This window comes from Flavobacterium sp. HJJ, assembly GCF_015351475.1.
Taxonomy (GTDB): Bacteria; Bacteroidota; Bacteroidia; order Flavobacteriales; family Flavobacteriaceae; genus Flavobacterium; species Flavobacterium marginilacus.
Window position 1 is genome coordinate 21,778 of record NZ_JADKPR010000004.1, and the last position, 22,054, is coordinate 43,831.

The window sequence follows — 22,054 nt, forward strand, 5'->3', positions numbered from 1 at the left end:
TTATTTTAACTATTTCATTCCAAATTTAAATAAAATAAATCCGAAGCAATTCCATCTGTCAGGAATTTTCCTTTTGAAGTTGGTTTCAAAATATTGTTTTCAATTGAAAGCAAGCCGTCGTTTAGATATTTCTGAGCTTGTTTACGCAAATAGTTTAAATAATCAATTCCAAATTCCGCTTCAATTCTTTCCAAAGAAACACCCCAAATTGTTCGAAGACCCGTCATAATATATTCATTGTAACGGTCGGCGATGGATAAAACTTCTATTTCATTCGGTAATTTATCTTCTTGAATAGATTTTAAATAAAGAGGATTATTGGAAACATTCCAGCTGCGGGAAACTCCGTCATAACTATGAGCAGACGGACCAATTCCAATATACTTTTTCCTCAGCCAATAAGCCGAATTGTTCTTCGAGAAATAATTTTCCTTTCCAAAATTAGACAGCTCATAATGAATAAAATCATTTGCTTCCAATGTCTCGACTAAAATTGCAAAATGTTCCTGAGCCGATTCATCGTTAGGTTTTGCTATTTTTCCAGTTTGAATGAGTTTGTTCAAAGCTGTTTTGGGTTCGACCGTTAGAGCATAACTTGATATGTGCGGTATTCCAAAACTCAAAGCGGTTTCGATATTTTGTTTCCATCTTTCGTTACTCATTCCCGGAATTCCATATATCAGATCCAATGAAATATTATCGAAATATTGGGTTGCAAATTCTAAACATTCTTTGGCTTCCGCCGAATTATGAGCGCGATTCATCATTTTCAAATCATCTTCGAAGAAAGACTGGATTCCGATGCTTAGCCGATTAATTGAAGTCTTGGACAATTCGATTATTCGATCTCTTGATAAATCATCGGGATTGGCTTCTAGAGTGATTTCGGGATTCTCAGAAACTCTGTAGTAAGCAGATATTTCTGAAATCAAAAATCTAATATCTAAAATCTGCAATACTGAAGGTGTTCCTCCGCCGAAATAAATAGTTTCTACCACTTCGTTTTCAAACTCATTTTTACGCATTCGGATTTCTTTGGCAATAGCCAAAACCATTTCATCTTTCTTCTTCATCGAAGTCGAAAAATGAAAATCGCAGTAATGACAAGCCTGCTTGCAGAATGGTATGTGTATATAGATTCCTGACATAATAAAAAAAGAGCAAGTTAAATCTTGCTCTTGAATAATTACCATTAATCTCCGATAAAATTAAAAATATCTTTAATTTCTCTTCAGAGATTAATTTTATATTTAGGTATATTGTTATTTATCTCCCTTCTTTAAACTTTCCATTTGTAATGACAATTTTTGAATTATTAACAGGATTAGTTGCTGTCAAACTAAAAGTCCCCTCCACATAAACATCATTTACAATAGTGTAAGTTATAGTGCCTGAAACATTATAAACTACATATTCATGTGTTGCTAAATCAAATTTCATAAAAGAAATTCTGTTGTAAGAAGCATTGCTTGTAAAAGGGAATGTACCCGTTTTAACATCAGCTTTTGGAAAAACAATTCCTAAACTATATTCTCCATCATTCTCCACATTAAGTGTTGTAATTTTGTCAAAACCTATCAATTCAGTAGAACTGTCAAGCGACATACCATGCCAGTCTTTGCCATCCAACTTTGCAAAAGTTCCCAATCCGGGAATATCAGCAGTCAAATCTTTATAAGAAACGGTAAACGAACCGCTTACTGGAATGAATTTTGTTGGATCTGTAATATAATTTGCCTCGTAATCGTATCCATGTTCATATAATTTACCCGAAAATTTTACTTTTACCGTTTTATTGGCTGTATTAAGTTCCTCTAAAGTAAAAGTAAAAGTATTAGAGGTAAAAACATCTGAAACTTCATGCTTAACTACAGAACTTGTTACTGAAGTACCATCAGTAAATCCTTCGTACAAGTTCCCATAAACATTAAATACAAAATTAACTCCAATTCCGTCAGATGTTACACCTTCAACTTGTATGTAATCATCTATTTTTTTTGCTTCCCATGAACTTACTTTTTTTGTTTCGTTATTATAAACTAAGTCAAAAGATCCGCCTGTTGTTTGATTATTATTGTCATTACTATCATCTCCCGAAGAACATGATGTGATAAGAACTGTAAATAGAATAAAAGCAATAAATTTAATTTTAATCATTATTTAAAAAGGTTAAGTTATTTTTTACAAATATACTTATTTTTTTACTCTATCTTCATTCAGTTTCACAAAAGCATCCCAGCCAGAATAGCTTTTACCCGCAACAATTTTACCCGAATTGAAAAAGTGACAAACCGCAGCCGCCAAGCCATCTGTAGAATCCAGATTTTTAGGCAGTTCTTTTAAACCTAATAACTGCTGAAGCATTTTGGCAACTTGTTCTTTGGTAGCATTTCCGTTTCCGGTAATTGCCATTTTTATTTTTTTGGGTTCGTATTCGGTAATTGGAATATCTCTGGAAAGTCCTGCAGCCATTGCTACGCCCTGCGCTCTTCCTAATTTTAACATGGATTGTACGTTCTTGCCAAAGAAAGGAGCTTCAATCGCTATTTCGTCTGGATTGTGGGTTTCGATTAACTCGATGGTACGTTCAAAAATAACTCTCAGTTTTTGGTAATGATTGTCGTATTTGGACAGCTGCAGTTCGTTGAGCTGCAAGAATTCCATTTTCTTGTTAACAATTTTTATCAATCCAAAACCCATAATCGTGGTTCCGGGGTCTATTCCTAATATAATGCGTTCTTTTGTCAAAGTTTGTTTTATTTAGCCGAATTGCTTTCCATTTCTTCGAGCATCTTAATTATTTTATCCAATTTTTCGACTTCGATTTTATCCAATCGAATTGCCAGTGCTTCAATTTCGAGTTTTGCATCAACATTAGTCTGATAATCCGATTGCGCCTGAATCCTGTCTCTTTCGCTCTGTCTGTTTTGCGACATCATAATAATCGGTGCAGCATAAGCAGCCTGAGTCGAGAAAAGAAGATTCAGTAATATAAAAGGATATGCATCCCAGTGATACACATAACCAACGAGGTTCAATCCCATCCAAATCATCACAAAAATGGTCTGAAGAATAATAAACTTCCAAGATCCCATTCCCTTGGCCACCCAATCGGCCAAACGGCTCCCAAAGCCTAATGCTTCATGGTGTTTTTCGTGCCACGTTTTGTTGTTGCTCATTTCTTTTTAGTATTAGATTTACGAATCTCTGTTTGACTTTATGCTATCTTGTATAATAGTTTTTCCTTTACTTTGCGGTATGATTTCAATACCACACAAAGCTAAACAATTCCTCGTACTTCTAGTCAAACTTTTGATTGTAGGCGGTGCCTTTTATTTTATTTACAATCAGCTAGCGAACAATGACAAACTGAACTGGCAAAAATTCTTAGTGCTGTTTCATAAGAATCAGTCGGTTTCCGGAATCAGTTTTATTTTGCTTCTGAGTGTTTTGAACCGCTTATTTGAAATTTTAAAATGGAAATATTTAGTTTCTTATCTCCGTCCTATTTCTTTGGGCGAAGCGACCAAACAAGTTCTCGCAGGACTCACAGCGGGTCTGTTTACACCAAACGGCGTGGGTGAATATGCGGGAAAAGCATTGTATTTTGATAAAAAGGAAACCAAAAAAATAGTGTTTCTAAACCTGATCTGCAACGGAATACAGATGATACTGACGGTTATTTTTGGAATTTTTGGACTGCTTTATTTCAATGCACAATACAATGTGATCACTCAAAAATCTATTGCTATCCTTTTTGGAATTTGCTTTTTAGTTTCTGTCGCTTTATTTTTTTCGAAAAAAGTAAATATCAAAGGTTATTCCATTGAAAAACTGATCCATAAAATTAATGAAATCCCAAAATCGATTCATCAAAAAAATATGCTTTTGGCTATTTTGCGCTATTTGGTTTTCTCTCATCAATACTATTTTTTGTTTCTCGTTTTTGATGTGGATTTGCCATACCTCATTTTGATGTCAGTCATAACGAGCGTTTACTTACTGGCTTCGGCTTTACCTACTTTCCAATTTTTGGATTTTGCCGTAAAAGGAAGCGTAGCCGTATATTTCTTTGGAATATTGGGCGTTAACGAGTGGGTGGTTGTCTTTGTCTCTACATTGATGTGGTTCCTGAACGTGGTTTTACCTGTTATTTGGGGAAGCTATTATGTCTTGAATTTTAAAACAAAAACAGAGCAATGATTTTGTTTTTATTTGGCATAGCAATCCTTTATATGCTGACTATTAGCTTGCTCATTTATGGTTTTACCAAAATAAATCAATTTGAATATATTGGCTTGGCGCCAAAAACCAGCTTTAGTATTATTGTTCCTTTCAGAAATGAAGAAGAGAATTTGCCGATTCTATTGGAAAGTATTTCAAAATTGAATTATCCGACGGATTTGTTTGAAGTGATTTTGGTGGATGATGCTTCAGATTTAAGATTTAAGATTAACGATTTAAGATTTAAGATTTCGTTGATTGAGAACATTAGAAAATCAAATTCACCAAAAAAAGATGCCATTACAACGGCTATGGAAATTGTAAAAACCAATTGGGTCATCACCACCGATGCGGATTGTGTGGTTCACAAAAATTGGTTACTGGCATTGGACAATTTCATTCAGCTGCATCATGTTTCAATGATTGCAGGAGCGGTTACTTATGCTTGCCAAAATTCTTTTTTGCATCATTTTCAACAATTGGATTTGGCGAGTCTGCAAGGCGCAACTATTGGCAGTTTTGGAATCGACAAAGGGTTTATGTGCAATGGAGCCAATTTTGCCTATACCAAATCATTTTTTCAAAAGTTAAACGGCTTTGAAGGCAATAATTCAATTGCGAGTGGTGATGATGTTTTTTTATTACAGAAGGCCGTAATCGAATACCCTGAAAAAGTCGTTTATTTAAAATCCAAAAATACCATCGTTACTACAAAACCAGTCGATGATTGGAAATCGTTGTTCTACCAACGCATGCGCTGGGCTTCCAAAACCACTTCGTATCAAAGTCTTTTTGGGAAAAGGTTAGGACTAATTGTATTTTTGATGAATTTCGGATTTGTGTATTGTTTTGTGATGACTTTCTTGGGAATGCTTCCTTATTTTTTTATCGGAATGTATTTCCTGGTTAAATTTGGAATTGATACTGTGCTAATAAATCAAACAAATAAATTTTTAACTAAACATGAAATTCGTTTTTTACTTTTAAGCAGTTTGTGGTATCCGTTTTTCAGCACTGTCGTGGCTTTGTATTCTCTTTTTGGAAAATACGAATGGAAAGGGAGAAGATTTTAGAATTTAGATTGTTAGATTGTTTCTCAATATTCTTAATCTTAAACAAATCTTGTCATGAAAACGAATGCTCTAGCCCAGATGGAAACCTACCGTGTGGACACAAATATTTTATGTTAAAATAGCACGCAGATTGGGCAGATTATCGCTGATTTTTTGGTTGTATACTAAAAATATTATGTATAAAACTTATGTTTTTTTCAATACATTTTTTAAAAAACAACAAATTTATCGATTTAAATCCGTGTCATCTGTGGCCTATTAAAAGATGTGTCCACACGGTAGGATGGAAACGGCATCCTGTTGTCCCGGGGTTCGGGACAACAGATATAGTGTACAGCTGGAAATAGCTCCTTATCTAAACAATACTCAAGTTGAAAATTTATGATGAAATCTGAATTCTTAAATCTATTCTACTCCACTTTTAAAATTACTGGAAGAATAAACTGAGTTTTTACTGGAATTCCCCTCTTTATTGCCGGATTGATTTTTGGGAAATCCACTAGGCGGACTTTGAGGATACTGTCAATTTTGACTTTATCATAAGCCACAGAATCTTTCGGGAACTGCGGTTCAAATTTCATAGTTGCGTTTGGAAAAACGGTTACTTTTACTTCGATGGTGTCCAGCTCTGGATATAGCATTGCAAGTGTGTCATTGCACAGTTTTTCCTGAATTAACTGAGTCAAAACCTCAAAAAAGCATTGCTGACGCTGCTTTTTATCTTCAATTTTATCACAGTCTACCATTGAGGGATATTCGTCAACTTCTTTCCAATTAATAGCTTTCAATTCCTTTTGCAATAATTCTTTTTCTGAAGGAATCTGCTTGTCAAAATACTGACAGGAATTAAAAAATATAAAAACTAAAAAAAGGAAATACTGCTTCAAGGCTTGTTTTTTGAATGGGAATACTATTATATAAAAATACAATTATTTTTCTCATATTCGTATATGGAATACACATTGTATTTTCGGTCTCAAAATTACTAAAAATATTTTTATGGATATCCTGCTTTTGATTTTGGGTTTAGTTTGTGTTATTGTGGGAGTTTTTGGAAGTTTTTTACCAGTTTTACCGGGGCCAAGCGTCAGCTGGATCGGAATTGTACTGCTGTATTTTACAAAAGCTGTTCCTGCCAATTACTGGATTTTGGGGATTTCCTTATTGATTACGATTGTTCTGACCATTTTGGATTATGTTATCCCCGCTAAAGGAACCAAAAAATTTGGCGGAAGTTCTTATGGTATTTGGGGAACCAATATTGGATTGATTGTCGGGATTTTTGCACCCATTCCGCTGGGATTTATTATCGGACCTTTTGCAGGGGCTTTTGTTGGAGAACTTATTTATGATTACAAAGACCATCAGCGTGCTTTGAAAGCGGCTACAGGTTCATTGATAGGCTTTCTGGCTTCGTCTTTTATGAAGTTTGTTGTCTGTATGATGTATCTAGGACTGTTTCTTTGGATTGTGTGGCAGAATAGAGGCGGTTTGTTTTAAATTCACATTACAAAGATACGCTGCGGTGCATCTTTACTGTTTGTTCAGGGAAACACAGAATAAAAAAACCTTCCCGTTAAGAAAGGCTTCTAACAATATTTATCTCGGTTTTAGAACGGGAGAACTCGAACCCGCAGACCTGTATTTTAAAACTATAATTCGAATTTTTTACTTTGGATTAATAATTCAATTGGTTTTCTATTGAGCTTTTTTAATAGCAGCTCTTCGATTAAAGCTTCTTTTTTAGTTTCAAACGGCATAGGATATACTAAATTCCCAAATTCCTTTGTTGGAAGTATATACTTCTGTTTTCATTATGATACAGCAATCTTTGAGCAACGTTCAATCCCTCTATTTATCTGCATAAAGCCTAGAAACATACTTCCCAATTACATCAAATTCCAAGTTTACTTTGGTTCCCACAACAAACGAATGAAAATTAGTATGTTCATAGGTATAAGGTATAATAGCTACACTAAAATTATTCTTACCAGAATCCACCACAGTCAGACTAACTCCGTTTACAGTAACAGAACCTTTCTCGATAGTAATATTTTTCAAAGCAGTGTCATATTCAAAAGTATACAGCCAGCTTCCTTGGGTTTCCTCAGCCACAATACAAATCGCCGTTTGATCCACATGCCCCTGCACAATATGCCCGTCCAGACGATCTCCTAGTTTCATCGCTCTTTCCAGATTAACTTTATCTCCAGCTTTCCAATCTGAAATATTAGTTTTTTTTATAGTTTCTCCAATAGCGGTAACCGTATAAAGTGTTCCTTCAATAGCTACAACAGTCAGACATATTCCGTTATGAGCAACGCTTTGATCAATTTTTAATTCATCAGCCAACACTGAATCTATAGTGATATGAATATTATCCTGCTCTTTTTTAACTTCTTGAACTTTGCCAAGTGTTTCAATAATCCCTGTAAACATTTCTTATTTTATTTTACTAAATTTGCAGTTCAAAATTAGCAATAAATAACTAGAGGACATTATGAAAAAAGCAGAAAATATAATCGTAGGAATTTCAATAGGAGATTTAAACGGTATTGGAAGCGAAGTAATTCTAAAAACATTCGAAGACAGCCGCATGTTAGAATTATGCACCCCTGTTATTTTTGCCAATGTAAAAATTTTGTCATTTATAAGAAAGAGTTTCGAATCCACAGTTCCCTTACACGGTATCGACAAACTAGACCAAATTGTGATTGGTAAAGTAAATGTTTTCAATCTTTGGAGAGAAGGAGTCGATTTAAACCTTGGAACCAATGACGAAAAAATAGGACAATATGCAATCAAATCATTTACTGCTGCCACCAAAGCGTTAAAAGAGGGAGATATCGATGTCTTAGTTACAGCACCTATAAATAAATACAACATTCAGTCTGAAGATTTTAAATTTCCGGGACATACTGATTATCTAAATCAAGAATTAGAAGGCAATGCGTTAATGCTGATGGTACAGGACAATCTGAGAGTTGGTTTATTAACAGATCACGTCCCAATCAACGAAGTTGCTTCACATTTAACCGAAGAGTTAATTTTCAAAAAAATTGAAACTATAAATCAGACTCTAATTCAGGATTTCAGCATCAACAAACCCAAAATTGCAGTACTCGGCCTTAATCCTCACTGTGGTGACGGAGGCGTTATCGGAACTGAAGACGACAAAGTATTAAAGCCAGCATTGAAAAAATTATTCGACAAAGGAACATTAGTATTTGGTCCTTTTGCCGCCGATGGTTTCTTTGGAAGCAGCCAATACGAAAAATACGACGCTATTATTGCTGCATATCATGACCAGGGATTAATCCCTTTCAAAACATTATCTTTTGGAAATGGCGTAAATTATACAGCTGGACTTAACAAAGTTAGGACTTCTCCAGATCACGGAACCGCATATGACATCGCAGGAAAGAATAAAGCCGACTATAATTCTTTCAAAGAAGCTGTCTATCTTGCAATTGATGTATATAATTCCAGAAATCTGCATGCAGAAATCAGCCAAAAACCCCTAAAAACAAAAGAAAAACAGTTATAAACAAAAAAAGGTGAATAACATTCTTGGATTTACAATTATTTTATATCTTTGCACTCCCGAAGTTTAGGGCAAATTGTTGTTGAAATGAGCAAGACAAAAGAATATACAATCCCTTTCGTAGGATTGAAGCTAGGAAAACACAAATTTGAGTATCAAATAGATAATGCGTTCTTTGAAATCTTTGATTATAATGAATTTCAAAATTCAGACATCAAAGTAACTGTAGTTTTAGACAAAAAAAGCAACCTGTTAGAGTTAAGTTTCAAACATGAAGGAACTATCAATGTTCCGTGTGACCTTACAAGTGAAGATTTTGATTTACCAATAAAAGGAAAATTAAAACTAATTGTACGGTTTGGAGAAACTTTCAACAATGACAATGAAGAGCTGCTAATACTTCCTTTTGGAGAATTTGAAATAGACATCGCTCAATATATATATGAGATGATAATACTTTCAGTTCCTCAAAAAAGAATCCATCCCGGTATAAAGGATGGCAGTTTAAACACTGAAGCTTTGACAAAACTGAAAGAGTTAACAATTAAAGAGCAAAAAAAAGAAAAAAAAGAAGAAGAAAATACAGACCCGCGCTGGGACAAATTAAAGCAACTATTAACGGATAAATAATATAGTAAAATGGCACATCCTAAGAGAAAAACCTCAAAAACAAGAAGAGACAAAAGAAGAACACATTACAAAGCTACAGTAGCTCAGATCGCTACATGCCCAATTACTGGAGAAGCACATTTATACCACAGAGCTTACTGGCATGAAGGTAAAATGTATTACAGAGGACAAGTTGTTATCGACAAATCTGAAGTAGCTCTTGCTTAATACGTTTTTGTAAATTATACTAGAACTCTCACCTCGTGAGAGTTTTTTTTGTTGTTTATAATTTACCCCCTCAAATAAGAAAAACTTAACAATATTAGTTTAGTTTTTTTATTGTAATTTTAGAGACTTTTAAAAATTTTGCAAATGGCAGCATTTGCAATAAATAATCGCATATTAATGAGTACAATTACAGCCGCAATTACCGCTGTTGGTGGTTATGTTCCGGATTTTGTTCTTTCCAACAAAGTTCTGGAAACAATGGTAGACACTAATGATGAATGGATAACCACACGCACAGGAATTAAAGAAAGAAGAATACTAAAAGATGCTGATAAAGGAACTTCTTTTCTTGCTATAAAAGCAGCGCAGGATTTAATCGCAAAATCAAATATTGACCCTCTTGAAATAGACTTAGTTTTAATGGCAACCGCAACTGCAGATATGCCAGTAGCCTCAACGGGAGCACATGTAGCAACATCTATAGGAGCTACAAATGCATTCTCTTATGATTTACAGGCAGCATGTTCAAGTTTCCTTTACGGAATGTCAACTGCAGCAGCTTATATTCAATCCGGAAGATACAAAAAAGTACTGCTGATAGGTGCCGATAAAATGTCATCTATTGTTGATTACAAAGACCGATCTACTTGTATTATTTTTGGAGACGGTGCAGGTGCAGTATTATTTGAACCTAACTACGAAGGATACGGATTACAAGATGAATACTTAAGAAGCGACAGCGTAGGCCGTGATTTCTTAAAAATACCTGCTGGCGGATCACTCTTACCAACAAGTATTGACACCGTAAATGACAACAAGCATAACATTATTCAAGACGGAAAAACTGTTTTCAAATATGCAGTAACCAATATGGCTGATGCAAGCGAATTGATTTTAAAAAGAAACAATTTAACCAACGAAAATGTAAATTGGCTTGTACCCCATCAAGCAAACAAACGCATCATTGATGCAACTGCCCACAGAATGAATCTGGAAGACGAGAAAGTATTGATGAATATTGAAAAATACGGCAATACTACATCTGCGACATTACCTTTAGTATTATACGATTTTGAACATCTTTTCAAAAAAGGAGATACTATCATTTTTGCTGCCTTTGGAGGCGGATTCACTTGGGGATCAATTTACTTAACTTGGGCCTACGACAAAAAATAAATTAAACTAAAAAGAAAAAATTATGGATTTAAAAGAAATTCAAAATCTAATTAAATTTGTAGCAAATTCAGGTGTTGCAGAAGTAAAATTAGAAATGGACGATGTAAAAATCACCATCAGAACTACTTTAGAAGGTAACGTTACCGAAGCGACTTATGTGCAGCAGTTACCTGCCCAAAACATTCTTCCGCAAGCTGCCGCTCCACAGCAGATTGCTCCTGTTGTAGCAGCTGTTCCTGCAGCTGAACCAGTTGAGAAAAACAATTACATTACTATAAAATCACCAATCATTGGTACTTTCTACAGAAAACCTGCTCCAGATAAACCTATGTTTGTTGAAGTCGGTAAAGCCATTGCTAAAGGAGATGTTCTTTGCGTAATTGAAGCAATGAAATTATTCAACGAAATTGAATCAGAAGTATCTGGTAAAATCGTAAAAATATTGGTAGACGATATGTCTCCTGTAGAATTTGACCAGCCTTTATTCTTAGTAGATCCATCATAATTTTAGATTTTAGATTGCAGATTTTAGATTACTGACTGATTTTAAATCAAACTAAAAAACTAATTATCTAATTATCAAAATTGCCTAATTATCTAATTGAAAAAAAATGTTTAAAAAAATACTAATAGCAAATAGAGGAGAGATTGCGCTTCGTGTCATCCGAACCTGCAGAGAAATGGGTATCAAAACGGTAGCTGTTTATTCTACTGCAGATGCTGAAAGCCTGCATGTGAAATTTGCTGACGAAGCTGTTTGTATAGGACCGCCTCCAAGTAACCTTTCCTATTTAAAGATGTCTAATATTATTGCTGCTGCCGAAATTACAAATGCAGATGCAATTCATCCTGGTTACGGTTTCTTGTCTGAAAACGCAAAATTTTCAAAAATCTGTCAGGAACATAATATAAAATTCATTGGTGCTTCTCCAGAAATGATTGACCGAATGGGAGACAAAGCTTCTGCAAAAGCAACAATGATTGAAGCTGGTGTTCCCTGCGTTCCTGGTTCTGAAGGAATTTTAGATTCTTATGAAGACGCGAAAGAAACTGCTGCAAAAATAGGTTATCCAGTAATGATGAAAGCTACTGCCGGCGGCGGCGGAAAAGGGATGAGAGCTATCTGGAAAGAAGAAGAACTTTTGAAAGCCTGGGAAAGTGCCCGTCAGGAAGCGGCTGCAGCTTTTGGTAACGATGGGATGTACATGGAGAAATTAATCGAAGAGCCGCGCCACATCGAAATTCAGGTTGTTGGTGATGCTTACGGTAAAGCCTGTCACCTTTCTGAAAGAGACTGTTCTGTTCAGCGCCGTCATCAAAAATTGACTGAAGAAACTCCTTCTCCATTTATGACTGACGAACTGCGTACAAAAATGGGTGAAGCAGCTGTAAAAGCAGCTGAATTTATAAAATACGAAGGTGCTGGAACTGTTGAATTTTTGGTTGACAAACACAGAAACTTCTATTTCATGGAAATGAATACCCGTATCCAAGTTGAACACCCGATTACTGAACAGGTTGTTGATTATGACTTGATCCGTGAGCAGATTCTAGTTGCTGCTGGTGTGCCAATTTCAGGAAGAAACTACCTTCCGCAGTTACACGCTATCGAAGTTCGTATCAATGCAGAAGATCCTTATAATGATTTCAGACCTTCGCCAGGAAAAATTACCACATTACATATGCCTGGAGGTCATGGAGTACGTCTAGACACTCACGTATATTCTGGTTATACTATTCCGCCAAATTACGATTCTATGATTGCTAAATTGATTACTACTGCTCAATCACGTGAAGAAGCTATTAGTAAAATGAGAAGAGCATTAGATGAATTCGTAATCGAAGGAATCAAAACAACTATTCCGTTTCATAGACAATTGATGGATAATCCTAAATATATTGAAGGCGATTATACAACTGCTTTCATGGATACTTTCAAAATGAATCCAGTAGAATAATAATTTTTAAAGGCTGTCAATATTAGACAGCCTTTTTTATTTTAAGCCCTTTTAGAATTCAAAATTCTGAAAGGGTTTCTTTTTTATGCTTTAAAGTAAACACTATTTGTGTATACTTTTTATACAGCTATCCATAGAATTATACACTTTTCATTTATTTTGAATTTTGGCATGTTTCAAAAAACCCCTTTAAAAACAAGCCCTGACAGCCTTTGATACTTTTATTTTAATTAATGGCATACTATTTTCATTATCTAAAGCGTAAACAACAATTTAAATAATTAAAATAAAACATTATGAAAAATTTATTTTTATCAGCCGCAATTGCTTTAGGAAGTTTAACTTCATTTGCTTCGACTACAGCTCCAGTCACTATTGTAAAAACCATTTCTATCGGAGATGAATACACTGAAATTAAATTAGAAGAATTACCAACTGCTGTTAATGACGCTTTCAAAAAAGCATATCCAGCTGATGCAGTAATTACTAAAGCATACAAAAACGAAAAAAAGGAATACAAATTAGATATTACTGCCGGCGGGAAAACAGAAACCCTTTTTGCAAATGAAGACGGAACCTGGATTAAAAAATAATTTCACCGAGTTTTAAAAATTTAAACAATAAACATTACTAAATACAATCATTATGAAAAATTTATTTCTATCAGCCACAATAGTTTTAGGAGGTTTGGCTTCTTACGCTTCAGTTTCTCCTATTTCAAATACAATTGTAAAAGCAGTTTCCCTTCAAGAGGAATACACTGAAATAAAATTAGAGGAAGTTCCTGTTGCAGTGACCGATGCTCTTAAAAAAGCATATCCAGACGGGGTTCTTTCGAAAGCATATAAAAATGCAAAATCACAATATAAACTCGAAGTTACTGTTGGTGACAAAATAGGTTCTCTGTATGCAAATGCAGATGGGACATGGATCAAAAAATAAAACAAACATTATAAAAATGCTGATCTTAACAGCGGCTATTATTTTAAGATGCGCAGCAATTTACGCTGACAGGTATACAAAGATCCAATCTGATATTGAATCTCAATACACAGAAGTCAGCGTGAATACAGTCCCTGCCACAATAAAAGCAGCCTTAGAAAAAGCATATTCTGGCACGAAGCTTATCAAAACATATGTGAACCAGAAAAAAGAATACAAACTAGAATTATCAGTTAATAACCAGAAAGCTACTGTTTATACAGATGTTAATGGCAACCGGTAAAACCATATTTGGGGGAATTGGATTTATGTTTTTGACGAAAAAGAGATTGTTAGGGCAATCTCTTTTTTTGCATAATTTTATGACAATCCAAGTTTATTAGTGCTATTTTAGCAGAAAAGGACTAAAAAACACATGTCAAAGATATTACTAATAGAAGATGATATTTCATTCTGCAGATTATTAGAAAAATTTCTAATAAAGAAAGGATACGATGTGACCATTGCTTTTTCTGCATCCGAAGCTAGAACAGCCATCAAAAATGAATCCTTTAATCTGATTTTGATGGACATCCGTTTACCAGATTCAGACGGAATTGGGTTAATGACAGAATTCAAAAATTCAAATCCAGAAATACCAGTTATCCTCATGACTGGATATTCGGATGTAAATACTGCCGTAAAAGCCATCAAAAACGGCGCTGCTGATTATATTTCGAAGCCTTTTAATCCAGACGAGGTTTTATTAGTCATTACAAATGCAATGCAGTCTTCACAAGAAGAAATTCCAGTCAAAGAAAAGAAAGCGATTAAAAGACAAACAGCTTCTGAAAATGAATTTGTAAAAGGTATTTCAGTTGCTTCAAAAAAATTATTAGATCATATACAGCTGGTGAGCCCAACTGATATGTCTGTTTTAATTATTGGGGAAAGCGGCACAGGAAAAGAAATTATAGCAAAAAGCATCCATCAGCAGAGCAGCAGAAAGAACAATAATTTTATTGCTGTAGATTGTGGTGCAATACCAAAAGAATTGGCTGCGAGTGAATTTTTCGGCCATCTTAAAGGATCTTTTACTGGAGCCATCAGCGATAAAATAGGATATTTTGAAGCAGCAAATGGAGGAACTCTTTTTTTGGACGAAATTGGAAATCTTTCTTATGAAAACCAGATCCAATTGCTGAGAGCTTTGCAAGAGCGGAAAATTAAGCCAGTTGGCAGCAACAAAGAAATTAATGTTGATATCCGAATTGTTACCGCGACGAATGAAGATTTGCGTGAAGCAGTCAAAAATGGTGATTTCAGAGAAGATTTATATCATAGAATAAATGAGTTTTCCATTCTGTCCCCTTCGTTAACAGACAGGGACGAGGATCTAATGGTTTTTGCCGATTATTTTCTGGAGAAAGCTAATCAGCAGCTCAATAAAGAAATAATAGGCTTTTCGCCGGAAGTTGTTGCTATTTTTCAAAAATACAGCTGGCCGGGCAATCTGCGTGAACTGCAGAATTGTGTAAAACGCGCCACTCTTTTAACCCGTGGCAATTATATTGAAAGCGATGTTTTGCCTTCAGAATTTTTTCAAATACAAAAACAGCAGAGTTCAAGCGATGCTTTTTCTTTATCCGAAAATGAAAAAGAAACCATTATTAATGCCTTGTCAAAAACTCAGAATAACAAATCGGAAGCAGCAAAATTGCTAAAAATAACCCGAAAAACGCTTTACAATAAATTAAAGCAATACAATATCACTTAGCCCATTTCCTTATTTAAAGCTGAAAAAAGCAAGCCGCTTTTTATTTTTAGAGAGTTCAGCAGACTTCCTAAATCCAAGACGGCTAACTCACTTTTCTCTAATAACTCCAAAATTCTGCTTATTTCATCTGCTTCAATCTGCCGGAACATTGGTGCTATTCTGTGTGCAATTGCATTGATTTCTAAAGTGTTTTTTTCATGAACCGCATTTTCCAGATAAGCAATGTTGTTTTTACTGCTTTCAATAAATTGTTTTAAAAATACATTTAAAGCTATAGTATCGTTTCCTAAAAATTGTTTTAAGGTTTTTAAAGAATATAGTTTCGGAATTGAAATTTCCTCAGCAGTATTGATTCTAATATCTGTAAAATCTTTGTTTTGTAAAATATACTGCATGATTTCCAGCAGTACTTTTGGCGAATACGGCTTTTTGATTACGGTTGTAAATCCAGCATCGATACAATCAGAATATTCCAAATCGGCACGGCCTGTAAGTGCAATTATCGGCTGGTTATTGTATGTGGAATAATTAGAGTTTTTTAATTTTTCAACAAATGAAAATCCATCCATTACAGGCATCTGAATATCGGTAATTATAAAATCAAAATCAGTATTTTCGATTATTTCCAAAGCTTTGACAGCACTGTCAAATGATAAAACCGTGTGACCTTCCTGTTTTAAGACACTGCTGGTTAAATGCAGCAGATTGATGTCATCATCAATAACTATAAAAGTATATTTTTTTGTATCGGCAAAAATTGGTTTTTCTGCTTGAGGAAAAGTGTTTACACTATTGTCAAATTGCAAAGGAAGATTAATTATAAAAGTACTTCCTTTGCCAAACTCACTTTCCAGTTTTAAATTTCCTTCTAAAATAGTGACGATTTTTTGACAGATGGACAGCCCTAAGCCTGTTCCTCCGTATTTTTTTTCGATGTTTTCGTTGGCCTGAGTAAATTCTTCAAAGACAAATTTCTGGTTTTCTTTCTCGATTCCAATTCCAGAATCTGCAATAGAAATGCTATAAAAACTATCGTCTGCATTTTTCCTAGCGTTGATTTTAATATATCCCTCATCTGTAAACTTATAGGCATTCCCTATAATGTTGCTCAGAATCTGTTTGAGGCGAAACGGATCGCCTACAATTCTAGCTTGCAGATTTTCATCAATATCGATGACTAGATCAATATTTTTTTGTTTATAAACTGCCTGAATGCTTCTGGCTGCCTCTTCGATAACTTCGGGCAATAAAAAAGGAACTTTTTCAATTGTGATTTTTCCTGCTTCTATTTGGGAAAAGTCCAATAAATCCTGAACTAACTGCGTAATGTATGTGGAAGAATCCTTAATGTTTTTGACAAAATACGACTGTTTTGTATTGACATCAGAATTGCCTAAAAGTTCAGTGTAGCCAACAATGGTACTCAAAGGCGTTTTCAAATCATGGCTAACAGTTGAGATTAACTGTTCGCGGCTTTTTAGCAGATTTTTGGTTTTGAAATTGGCGATTTCCAGCTGTTTTTTATACAATTGTGACTTAGAATAATCGCTCACAATTAAAATCGAGAAAATCAATGTCAATACTAAACCTATTATTGCCGATGTCATTACGACTTCGTTGACTTTTTTTAATGATTTTTCTTTAAGTGTATTGTTTTTTATAGAGCTGATAATGATTTCACGTTCAATAATCCGAAGCACTTTCCGAAGCTGTTCGGAGATAGCGATTTCATTTTTGAGCAGTTTGTTTTCCTGAAAATTTAGCGAAACCTTTTTCTTTTCCGCTTTTACTTTTACTGATGTTAAGAGCTTTTTCGAATTGGCAAGAATAGAATCCGAAGCTTTTTTGCTGAGTGTATTTGTGCTGTCGTCTGGAATGTTCTGATTAAGATAATCGACATATTTTCGGAGTACGTTCCGCTGATAACTTCCTAATTGTTCTGGATTTTTGGCAAAATCCTTTAAAACCAGTTTACGGAGTTTGGACTCCATTCTGGTGATTTCATTAATGGCATTATCTACTGAAACTTCATCATCGGCCTTATTTTTTATAGCTTTTAATTGACGGATATTTTTAGTTTTCTCGGACAATAAATAAGTTACACTATCCAATAAAGTCTTTTGATATTGTGTTGTAACAATTTGTTTTAGCGTATCTATTCTCGATTTTAAGGAATCGGTTTCGACAAGATAGCTTTTAAAATCTTTTTCGGAATTTGTCTGGATTGTTTTGCGTCCTAAACTTTCAGTCTTGTAAATATTCGAGAAAAGCTTGCTGACTTTTAAAATCTTCGTTTTTTCGAAAGCAATTTTATCTTCGAGTCTGCTGTAAACCACATTTTCAGAATATAAAACCCAGCCTACAGTAAGGACTAATGCTATCAGTGCAAGATAACCTAAAAGGACTTTAACGGGCGTATAACTTTTTTTGTTTTCCATAAACTATATAACGCTGTTTTGGAAGCTTTAGTCCTTAGTATTTAGAAGAATTATCTTTTACACTGATGTCCCATTCCAATTATAAATAAAACCAGAAATATGAAATAGTTTTTTACCTCACCCCAAGCCCTTTCCAAAGGAGAGGAAGCCAATAGTAGGTCAATTTACATTTCAAAAAAAAAGCCGTTTCAGATTTATGAAACGGCTTTTGAAGTAGTGTTTAAATTAGTTTTAAGCACCAATTTTCTTAACGATATCTGATGGAACCCCTCCTTTATTTACCATCAAGGAAGTGGTTTTGTATTTTACAAAATTCTTGCTCACGTATAAATATCCTTTGTAATCATTTGTAGTTCCCCAAGAATTTTTTACGATATAATATTCTTTGCCCATTTGATCTTTGGCAATACCTACGATATGCATGGCGTGATCATCGGTTGTTTGGTAATTGTCGAATGCTTTCTGACGAATTTCTTCAGTGATTTCCAATTCTGGTTTTGGACCGTTGAACATGTTCTCTTTTTCCTCGGCAGTCATTTCGTCAAACTTTTTGGCAGGAACGTAAGCCACCCCATTCTTCCAGCTAAAACTTTTCTCACTCACATCTGAGGCCCAGGCTACTGTATAACCGTTTTTTAAAGCGTTGTCAATGATGGCCGTCATGTCATTCATTTTGATGTTATACACCAAATCAAATGACCAGTTATCGGGAACCATCATCATCGTTTTGGAATAATAAGGCTGATTCGCATAAGAAGCAAATTCAACATATTCATCCGGATTTATTCCTACCACTTCTTTGGCAAAGCTTTGAGGTGTGTAGCTTTTACCTTTGTATGTGAAGTTTTCTGGAACCTGTCCCAAATAAGAATCTATTACAGCAGCATACGCTTTTTCCCAGTTTGGAGTAAGTTCGCCGTTTGGATTTTTAACTACTGCAGTCAATACTGCTTCAGTCAATGAAGCCATTTCGGCAAATTTATTTTTGGAAGTTCCATAGTTTAAACCGGTGTAAACTGATTGAGGAACTGCTCCGTACTTTCTGTACATATTGATGACGTCATGTAATTCTCCTCCGTCGCCCAAGGTTACTGCACCATGCATACGCACGTAGTTTTTTCCTTTTTCGACATAAGCGTTTCTAGCAGAAAAAACCTGAGACAATTCTACTGGCTGTTTTCCAATTCTGATCATTTCTGATTCTAAAAAGGAATTAGTAGAATAACTCCAGCAGGTTCCTGATGAACCTTGATTTTTGATAGAAGTATTCCCTAAATTAATTACATCGGTAAACTGGAAACTCTCAGCACTTTTTGCGCTGGCATTTACTTTCAATGAGTTGACCAACCCGTCTTGAGCAGTCATAGTGTGCATTCCAACAACTAAAGCTGTCGCAATAAAAAACGGTTTGATTGATAATTTATACATTTTCAAATAGGTTAAGATTTTTTAATATGTAACAAAAGACGAAATATTGTTACAAAAATATTGATTCATTTAAGATTTACAAGGTTTCATTAAGCCATTTGTAAAATTCTTTCTGCCAGATCTGAGCGTTCTGAGGATGCAGCACCCAGTGATTTTCTTCTGGAAAATAAAGAAATCTGCTTTTGATTCCTCTTAATTGAGCCGCCTGAAATGCTTCCTGCCCCTGACCAATTGGCACTCTAAAATCAATTCCTCCCTGAATTATTAAAATAGGTGTGTTCCAGTTTTGGACATAATTAATAGGATTGAACTTTGTGTATGCTTTTTGTGCCACAGCATTGTCTTTCTCCCAGTATGCACCGCCAAAATCCCAATTGTTGAAGAAAACTTCCTCGGTAGTTCCAAACATACTCTGAGTATTGAAAACTCCGTCATGAGCAATAAAAGTTTTAAATCTGTTATTATGGATTCCTGCTAAATAAAATACAGAATACCCTCCGTAACTAGCGCCAACACAGCCCAAACGGGTTTTATCTACATAACTCTCTTTGACAACATCGTCAATAGCCGACAAGTAATCGTCCATTACCTGTCCTCCCCAATCTTTACTGATCTGTTCGTTCCATTCCACCCCGTGTCCCTGCATACCGCGGCGGTTTGGTGCTACAACAACGTATCCGTTAGCAGCCATTAATTGAAAATTCCAACGGAAAGAATACGATTGTGTCAATGGAGACTGCGGTCCTCCTTGGCAGAATAAAAGTGTCGGGTATTTTTTGGAAGCATCAAAATTAGGAGGAAGAATTACCCATACCAGCATTTTTTTGCCATCAGTAGTTGTTACATAACGTCTTTCAGTTTTGCTTAATACTAATGATGAATAAGTCGCAGTATTAACATTCGTGAGCTGTTTCCAAGTATTTTTCTTTAAATTATAGGAGAATAATTCTGCTGCGTGATTCATGTCAGTTCTTGAAACAATGATATTATCTCCTGAAAAGCCTACCAAATCACTTACATCAAAATCACCATTTGTAATTTGGTGAACTTGAACTGCTATTCTGGTCAATCCAGGGAAATTCACTTCAAATAATTGTTTTGTTCCGTCTATTGGCGCAATAAAGTAAATTTTTCTGCCATCCTGACTCCACATAAAACTGTCTACTGTTCCGTCCCAATTTGCAGTCAGATTCATTTTCATGCCTTTGAAACTAACAATCAAATCGTTTTTGTCCGATTCATATCCGTCACGTTTCATCTGCAGCCAAGTCAAATCTCCAGAAGGAGAAAACTGTGGCGCTGTATCATAACCCAAATTCCCCTCAGATCTGTTGATCGTTTTTCCAGATTCCAGATTGTATTCGTATATATTAGTATCTGTAGAAATCGCATATTGAGTTCCTGCTTTTTTCTTGCACACATATACAATGCTTTTACTGTCCGGCGACCAGATATAATCTTCATCACCGCCAAAAGGTTTTTGCGGACTGTCGAAATTTTCTCCTTTTAGAATATCAATTCCTACAGCACCTTCTTTATTTTCTTTGTAAAAAACGTGATTAAATTTCCCCTCGTTCCAAGTATCCCAGTGGCGGTAATCTAAACCGTTATAGATTTGAACATTGGATTTGTCTAAATCTGGGTAAAAATCTTTCCCTAATACTTTATCGATTTTTACTTCCTCATTGTAAACAATAAATTTTCCGTCAGGAGAGATACTTTTATCAGCCAAAATCTCTTTTGTATCCTTAATTTCTACAGCAGCTCCGCCATTAATAGCTACGGTATAATACTTCGAACTGGATTTGTTTTCATCGACAGAAGGAGTTGATACTTTATAGACAGCATTCCTGCCGTCTTTTGAAATTCCTAATGGAGAAATTCGTCCTAATTTCCAAAGTAATTCTGGAGTCATTACATTTTGAGCACTCGCGGTTAAACCCATCATAGTTATCATTAAAAAGAGTGTTTTTTTCATAATTATTGAAAATATATGTTCAGTTTTCAAATATAGCAATATAATCTTCAATAAGAACAAATGACTGCACTTAAAAAAAACTTAAAAGAATTGAAACATTTTCTGGCCGAAAAATGGAGATAAAAATTTACTGTTTATGTAGTATTTCAGCAGTAATCAGGGTGAAAAAAAAGCACAATACTAATATAATTATACTTGCAATCATTATTTTTTTTAAGAGTGATTTCTCCATTTTTTTTGCTTGAGAATCAAATGCAGATGCAGAATTAATTTTTGAAAATGTTTCAACAGTCTGCATATACTTTATCCATCCGCCGTTCTCATAAATCTGTTTTCCTAAATCTGTCAGATCACATCTAAAACCTTGACTGCTTTCCAGCAAAACAAGTCCTTTTTTAACTAAAATATCTGCAAAGGCTTTGGAATTTTTCAGATTAAAACCATATTCATCCTTGAAATTAATACGCATCATATATTGGGATTTCGATGCATACAGCAGCTTCATATTAACTTCTATGAGCTCATCAATATTTTCAAACATAACAAAGTATTTTAATTTAAATTTTCAGGTTCAGATTTCATCAAATGAAAAAATCTTATTAATAAAGCCTTTATTTACGTCACAATTATAATGCCAAATTATATCACATTTGAAATAATTACGTATTTCAAAAAACTTGTATCTTCGGATGATATTAGA

The 22,054-nt window shown here is 34.7% G+C and carries 23 protein-coding genes; 13 read left to right on the forward strand and 10 right to left on the reverse strand.

Translation table 11 applies throughout. The features are described from left to right. Positions 1-14: 14 nt before the first annotated feature. From hemW to IRZ80_RS04525, 4 genes are all read right to left on the reverse strand, one after another. The gene (hemW, locus tag IRZ80_RS04510) at positions 15-1,148 is read right to left on the reverse strand and encodes a radical SAM family heme chaperone HemW (protein ID WP_194640377.1); all 1,134 of its coding nucleotides are present in this window, start codon (positions 1,146-1,148) and stop codon (positions 15-17) included. Between the two features lie 118 nt (positions 1,149-1,266). After that, on the reverse strand, positions 1,267-2,157 hold the full coding sequence (locus tag IRZ80_RS04515; protein ID WP_194640378.1) for a hypothetical protein: 891 nt from the start codon (positions 2,155-2,157) through the stop codon (positions 1,267-1,269). 36 nt (positions 2,158-2,193) lie between these two features. Next, entirely contained in the window at positions 2,194-2,748 is a 555-nt protein-coding gene (gene ruvC / locus IRZ80_RS04520; protein ID WP_194640379.1) for a crossover junction endodeoxyribonuclease RuvC, read from the reverse strand. 8 nt (positions 2,749-2,756) lie between these two features. Beyond that, positions 2,757-3,179 (reverse strand): DUF1003 domain-containing protein, encoded by a 423-nt coding sequence (locus IRZ80_RS04525; RefSeq protein WP_194640380.1) that lies wholly within the window; start codon positions 3,177-3,179, stop codon positions 2,757-2,759. A gap of 79 nt (positions 3,180-3,258) precedes the next feature. Here IRZ80_RS04525 and IRZ80_RS04530 point away from each other — a divergent pair, with 79 nt between their 5' ends. Both IRZ80_RS04530 and IRZ80_RS04535 read left to right on the forward strand, forming a co-directional pair. Then, positions 3,259-4,203: a lysylphosphatidylglycerol synthase domain-containing protein gene (locus IRZ80_RS04530; protein ID WP_194640381.1), complete on the forward strand. Its 945-nt coding sequence runs from the start codon at positions 3,259-3,261 to the stop codon at positions 4,201-4,203. After that, the gene (locus tag IRZ80_RS04535; RefSeq protein WP_194640382.1) at positions 4,200-5,297 is read left to right on the forward strand and encodes a glycosyltransferase family 2 protein; all 1,098 of its coding nucleotides are present in this window, start codon (positions 4,200-4,202) and stop codon (positions 5,295-5,297) included. The genes IRZ80_RS04530 and IRZ80_RS04535 overlap by 4 nt, the downstream gene beginning before the upstream one ends. A gap of 410 nt (positions 5,298-5,707) precedes the next feature. Here the strand turns inward: IRZ80_RS04535 and IRZ80_RS04540 are convergent, their stop codons facing one another. Continuing rightward, positions 5,708-6,184 (reverse strand): hypothetical protein, encoded by a 477-nt coding sequence (locus tag IRZ80_RS04540; protein ID WP_194640383.1) that lies wholly within the window; start codon positions 6,182-6,184, stop codon positions 5,708-5,710. Between the two features lie 112 nt (positions 6,185-6,296). Here IRZ80_RS04540 and IRZ80_RS04545 point away from each other — a divergent pair, with 112 nt between their 5' ends. Beyond that, entirely contained in the window at positions 6,297-6,797 is a 501-nt protein-coding gene (locus tag IRZ80_RS04545; RefSeq protein WP_194640384.1) for a DUF456 domain-containing protein, read from the forward strand. Between the two features lie 351 nt (positions 6,798-7,148). Here IRZ80_RS04545 and IRZ80_RS04550 read toward each other — a convergent pair whose 3' ends face one another. Beyond that, positions 7,149-7,736 (reverse strand): riboflavin synthase, encoded by a 588-nt coding sequence (locus tag IRZ80_RS04550; protein WP_194640385.1) that lies wholly within the window; start codon positions 7,734-7,736, stop codon positions 7,149-7,151. Positions 7,737-7,794: 58 nt separating this feature from the next. Between IRZ80_RS04550 and pdxA the strand changes: the two genes are divergently transcribed. The 10 genes from pdxA to IRZ80_RS04600 all read left to right on the forward strand — a co-directional run bounded on the left by pdxA (position 7,795) and on the right by IRZ80_RS04600 (position 15,510). After that, on the forward strand, positions 7,795-8,844 hold the full coding sequence (gene pdxA / locus IRZ80_RS04555) for a 4-hydroxythreonine-4-phosphate dehydrogenase PdxA (RefSeq protein ID WP_194640535.1): 1,050 nt from the start codon (positions 7,795-7,797) through the stop codon (positions 8,842-8,844). An 84-nt stretch (positions 8,845-8,928) separates the two neighbouring features. Then, the gene (locus IRZ80_RS04560) at positions 8,929-9,471 is read left to right on the forward strand and encodes a YceD family protein (protein WP_194640386.1); all 543 of its coding nucleotides are present in this window, start codon (positions 8,929-8,931) and stop codon (positions 9,469-9,471) included. Positions 9,472-9,480: 9 nt separating this feature from the next. Continuing rightward, complete coding sequence (rpmF, locus tag IRZ80_RS04565) at positions 9,481-9,678, forward strand: 50S ribosomal protein L32 (RefSeq protein ID WP_035639771.1); 198 nt, start codon at positions 9,481-9,483, stop codon at positions 9,676-9,678. A 177-nt stretch (positions 9,679-9,855) separates the two neighbouring features. After that, positions 9,856-10,854, forward strand: coding sequence for a beta-ketoacyl-ACP synthase III (locus IRZ80_RS04570; protein ID WP_194640536.1), 999 nt, complete (start codon positions 9,856-9,858; stop codon positions 10,852-10,854). Positions 10,855-10,876: 22 nt separating this feature from the next. Then, on the forward strand, positions 10,877-11,359 hold the full coding sequence (accB, locus tag IRZ80_RS04575) for an acetyl-CoA carboxylase biotin carboxyl carrier protein (RefSeq protein WP_194640387.1): 483 nt from the start codon (positions 10,877-10,879) through the stop codon (positions 11,357-11,359). Positions 11,360-11,465: 106 nt separating this feature from the next. Further along, positions 11,466-12,812: an acetyl-CoA carboxylase biotin carboxylase subunit gene (accC, locus tag IRZ80_RS04580; RefSeq protein WP_194640388.1), complete on the forward strand. Its 1,347-nt coding sequence runs from the start codon at positions 11,466-11,468 to the stop codon at positions 12,810-12,812. A 296-nt stretch (positions 12,813-13,108) separates the two neighbouring features. Next, complete coding sequence (locus tag IRZ80_RS04585) at positions 13,109-13,405, forward strand: hypothetical protein (RefSeq protein WP_194640389.1); 297 nt, start codon at positions 13,109-13,111, stop codon at positions 13,403-13,405. A gap of 52 nt (positions 13,406-13,457) precedes the next feature. Beyond that, the gene (locus tag IRZ80_RS04590) at positions 13,458-13,754 is read left to right on the forward strand and encodes a hypothetical protein (protein ID WP_194640390.1); all 297 of its coding nucleotides are present in this window, start codon (positions 13,458-13,460) and stop codon (positions 13,752-13,754) included. Further along, positions 13,720-14,037 (forward strand): PepSY-like domain-containing protein, encoded by a 318-nt coding sequence (locus IRZ80_RS04595; protein WP_228520807.1) that lies wholly within the window; start codon positions 13,720-13,722, stop codon positions 14,035-14,037. Before IRZ80_RS04590 ends, IRZ80_RS04595 begins: the two co-directional genes overlap by 35 nt. A 132-nt stretch (positions 14,038-14,169) precedes the next feature. Continuing rightward, on the forward strand, positions 14,170-15,510 hold the full coding sequence (locus tag IRZ80_RS04600; RefSeq protein ID WP_194640391.1) for a sigma-54-dependent transcriptional regulator: 1,341 nt from the start codon (positions 14,170-14,172) through the stop codon (positions 15,508-15,510). Here the strand turns inward: IRZ80_RS04600 and IRZ80_RS04605 are convergent. The 4 genes from IRZ80_RS04605 to IRZ80_RS04620 all read right to left on the reverse strand — a co-directional run bounded on the left by IRZ80_RS04605 (position 15,507) and on the right by IRZ80_RS04620 (position 21,895). Next, on the reverse strand, positions 15,507-17,948 hold the full coding sequence (locus IRZ80_RS04605) for a hybrid sensor histidine kinase/response regulator (RefSeq protein WP_194640392.1): 2,442 nt from the start codon (positions 17,946-17,948) through the stop codon (positions 15,507-15,509). The two genes, IRZ80_RS04600 and IRZ80_RS04605, sit on opposite strands and share 4 nt — an antisense overlap. Before the next feature lie 231 nt (positions 17,949-18,179). Then, positions 18,180-19,376, reverse strand: coding sequence for an aminopeptidase C (locus IRZ80_RS04610; RefSeq protein ID WP_194640393.1), 1,197 nt, complete (start codon positions 19,374-19,376; stop codon positions 18,180-18,182). Positions 19,377-19,452: 76 nt separating this feature from the next. Then, positions 19,453-21,354: an alpha/beta hydrolase family protein gene (locus IRZ80_RS04615; RefSeq protein WP_194640394.1), complete on the reverse strand. Its 1,902-nt coding sequence runs from the start codon at positions 21,352-21,354 to the stop codon at positions 19,453-19,455. Positions 21,355-21,481: 127 nt separating this feature from the next. Next, complete coding sequence (locus tag IRZ80_RS04620) at positions 21,482-21,895, reverse strand: hypothetical protein (protein ID WP_194640395.1); 414 nt, start codon at positions 21,893-21,895, stop codon at positions 21,482-21,484. Positions 21,896-22,054: the final 159 nt, after the last annotated feature.

Excerpts from the sequence above, each read along its gene's own strand:
- IRZ80_RS04550 (WP_194640385.1), bottom strand. The coding sequence starts at position 7,736 with ATGTTTACAGGGATTATTGAAACACTTGGCAAAGTTCAAGAAGTTAAA.
- IRZ80_RS04595 (WP_228520807.1), top strand. The coding sequence starts at position 13,720 with ATGCAAATGCAGATGGGACATGGATCAAAAAATAAAACAAACATTATA.
- IRZ80_RS04545 (WP_194640384.1), top strand. The coding sequence starts at position 6,297 with ATGGATATCCTGCTTTTGATTTTGGGTTTAGTTTGTGTTATTGTGGGA.
- IRZ80_RS04615 (WP_194640394.1), bottom strand. The coding sequence starts at position 21,354 with ATGAAAAAAACACTCTTTTTAATGATAACTATGATGGGTTTAACCGCG.
- hemW (WP_194640377.1), bottom strand. The coding sequence starts at position 1,148 with ATGTCAGGAATCTATATACACATACCATTCTGCAAGCAGGCTTGTCAT.
- IRZ80_RS04620 (WP_194640395.1), bottom strand. The coding sequence starts at position 21,895 with ATGTTTGAAAATATTGATGAGCTCATAGAAGTTAATATGAAGCTGCTG.
- IRZ80_RS04530 (WP_194640381.1), top strand. The coding sequence starts at position 3,259 with ATGATTTCAATACCACACAAAGCTAAACAATTCCTCGTACTTCTAGTC.
- IRZ80_RS04590 (WP_194640390.1), top strand. The coding sequence starts at position 13,458 with ATGAAAAATTTATTTCTATCAGCCACAATAGTTTTAGGAGGTTTGGCT.
- IRZ80_RS04610 (WP_194640393.1), bottom strand. The coding sequence starts at position 19,376 with ATGTATAAATTATCAATCAAACCGTTTTTTATTGCGACAGCTTTAGTT.
- IRZ80_RS04515 (WP_194640378.1), bottom strand. The coding sequence starts at position 2,157 with ATGATTAAAATTAAATTTATTGCTTTTATTCTATTTACAGTTCTTATC.
- IRZ80_RS04585 (WP_194640389.1), top strand. The coding sequence starts at position 13,109 with ATGAAAAATTTATTTTTATCAGCCGCAATTGCTTTAGGAAGTTTAACT.
- rpmF (WP_035639771.1), top strand. The coding sequence starts at position 9,481 with ATGGCACATCCTAAGAGAAAAACCTCAAAAACAAGAAGAGACAAAAGA.
- accC (WP_194640388.1), top strand. The coding sequence starts at position 11,466 with ATGTTTAAAAAAATACTAATAGCAAATAGAGGAGAGATTGCGCTTCGT.
- IRZ80_RS04535 (WP_194640382.1), top strand. The coding sequence starts at position 4,200 with ATGATTTTGTTTTTATTTGGCATAGCAATCCTTTATATGCTGACTATT.
- IRZ80_RS04525 (WP_194640380.1), bottom strand. The coding sequence starts at position 3,179 with ATGAGCAACAACAAAACGTGGCACGAAAAACACCATGAAGCATTAGGC.
- IRZ80_RS04560 (WP_194640386.1), top strand. The coding sequence starts at position 8,929 with ATGAGCAAGACAAAAGAATATACAATCCCTTTCGTAGGATTGAAGCTA.
- IRZ80_RS04605 (WP_194640392.1), bottom strand. The coding sequence starts at position 17,948 with ATGGAAAACAAAAAAAGTTATACGCCCGTTAAAGTCCTTTTAGGTTAT.
- accB (WP_194640387.1), top strand. The coding sequence starts at position 10,877 with ATGGATTTAAAAGAAATTCAAAATCTAATTAAATTTGTAGCAAATTCA.
- IRZ80_RS04570 (WP_194640536.1), top strand. The coding sequence starts at position 9,856 with ATGAGTACAATTACAGCCGCAATTACCGCTGTTGGTGGTTATGTTCCG.
- IRZ80_RS04600 (WP_194640391.1), top strand. The coding sequence starts at position 14,170 with ATGTCAAAGATATTACTAATAGAAGATGATATTTCATTCTGCAGATTA.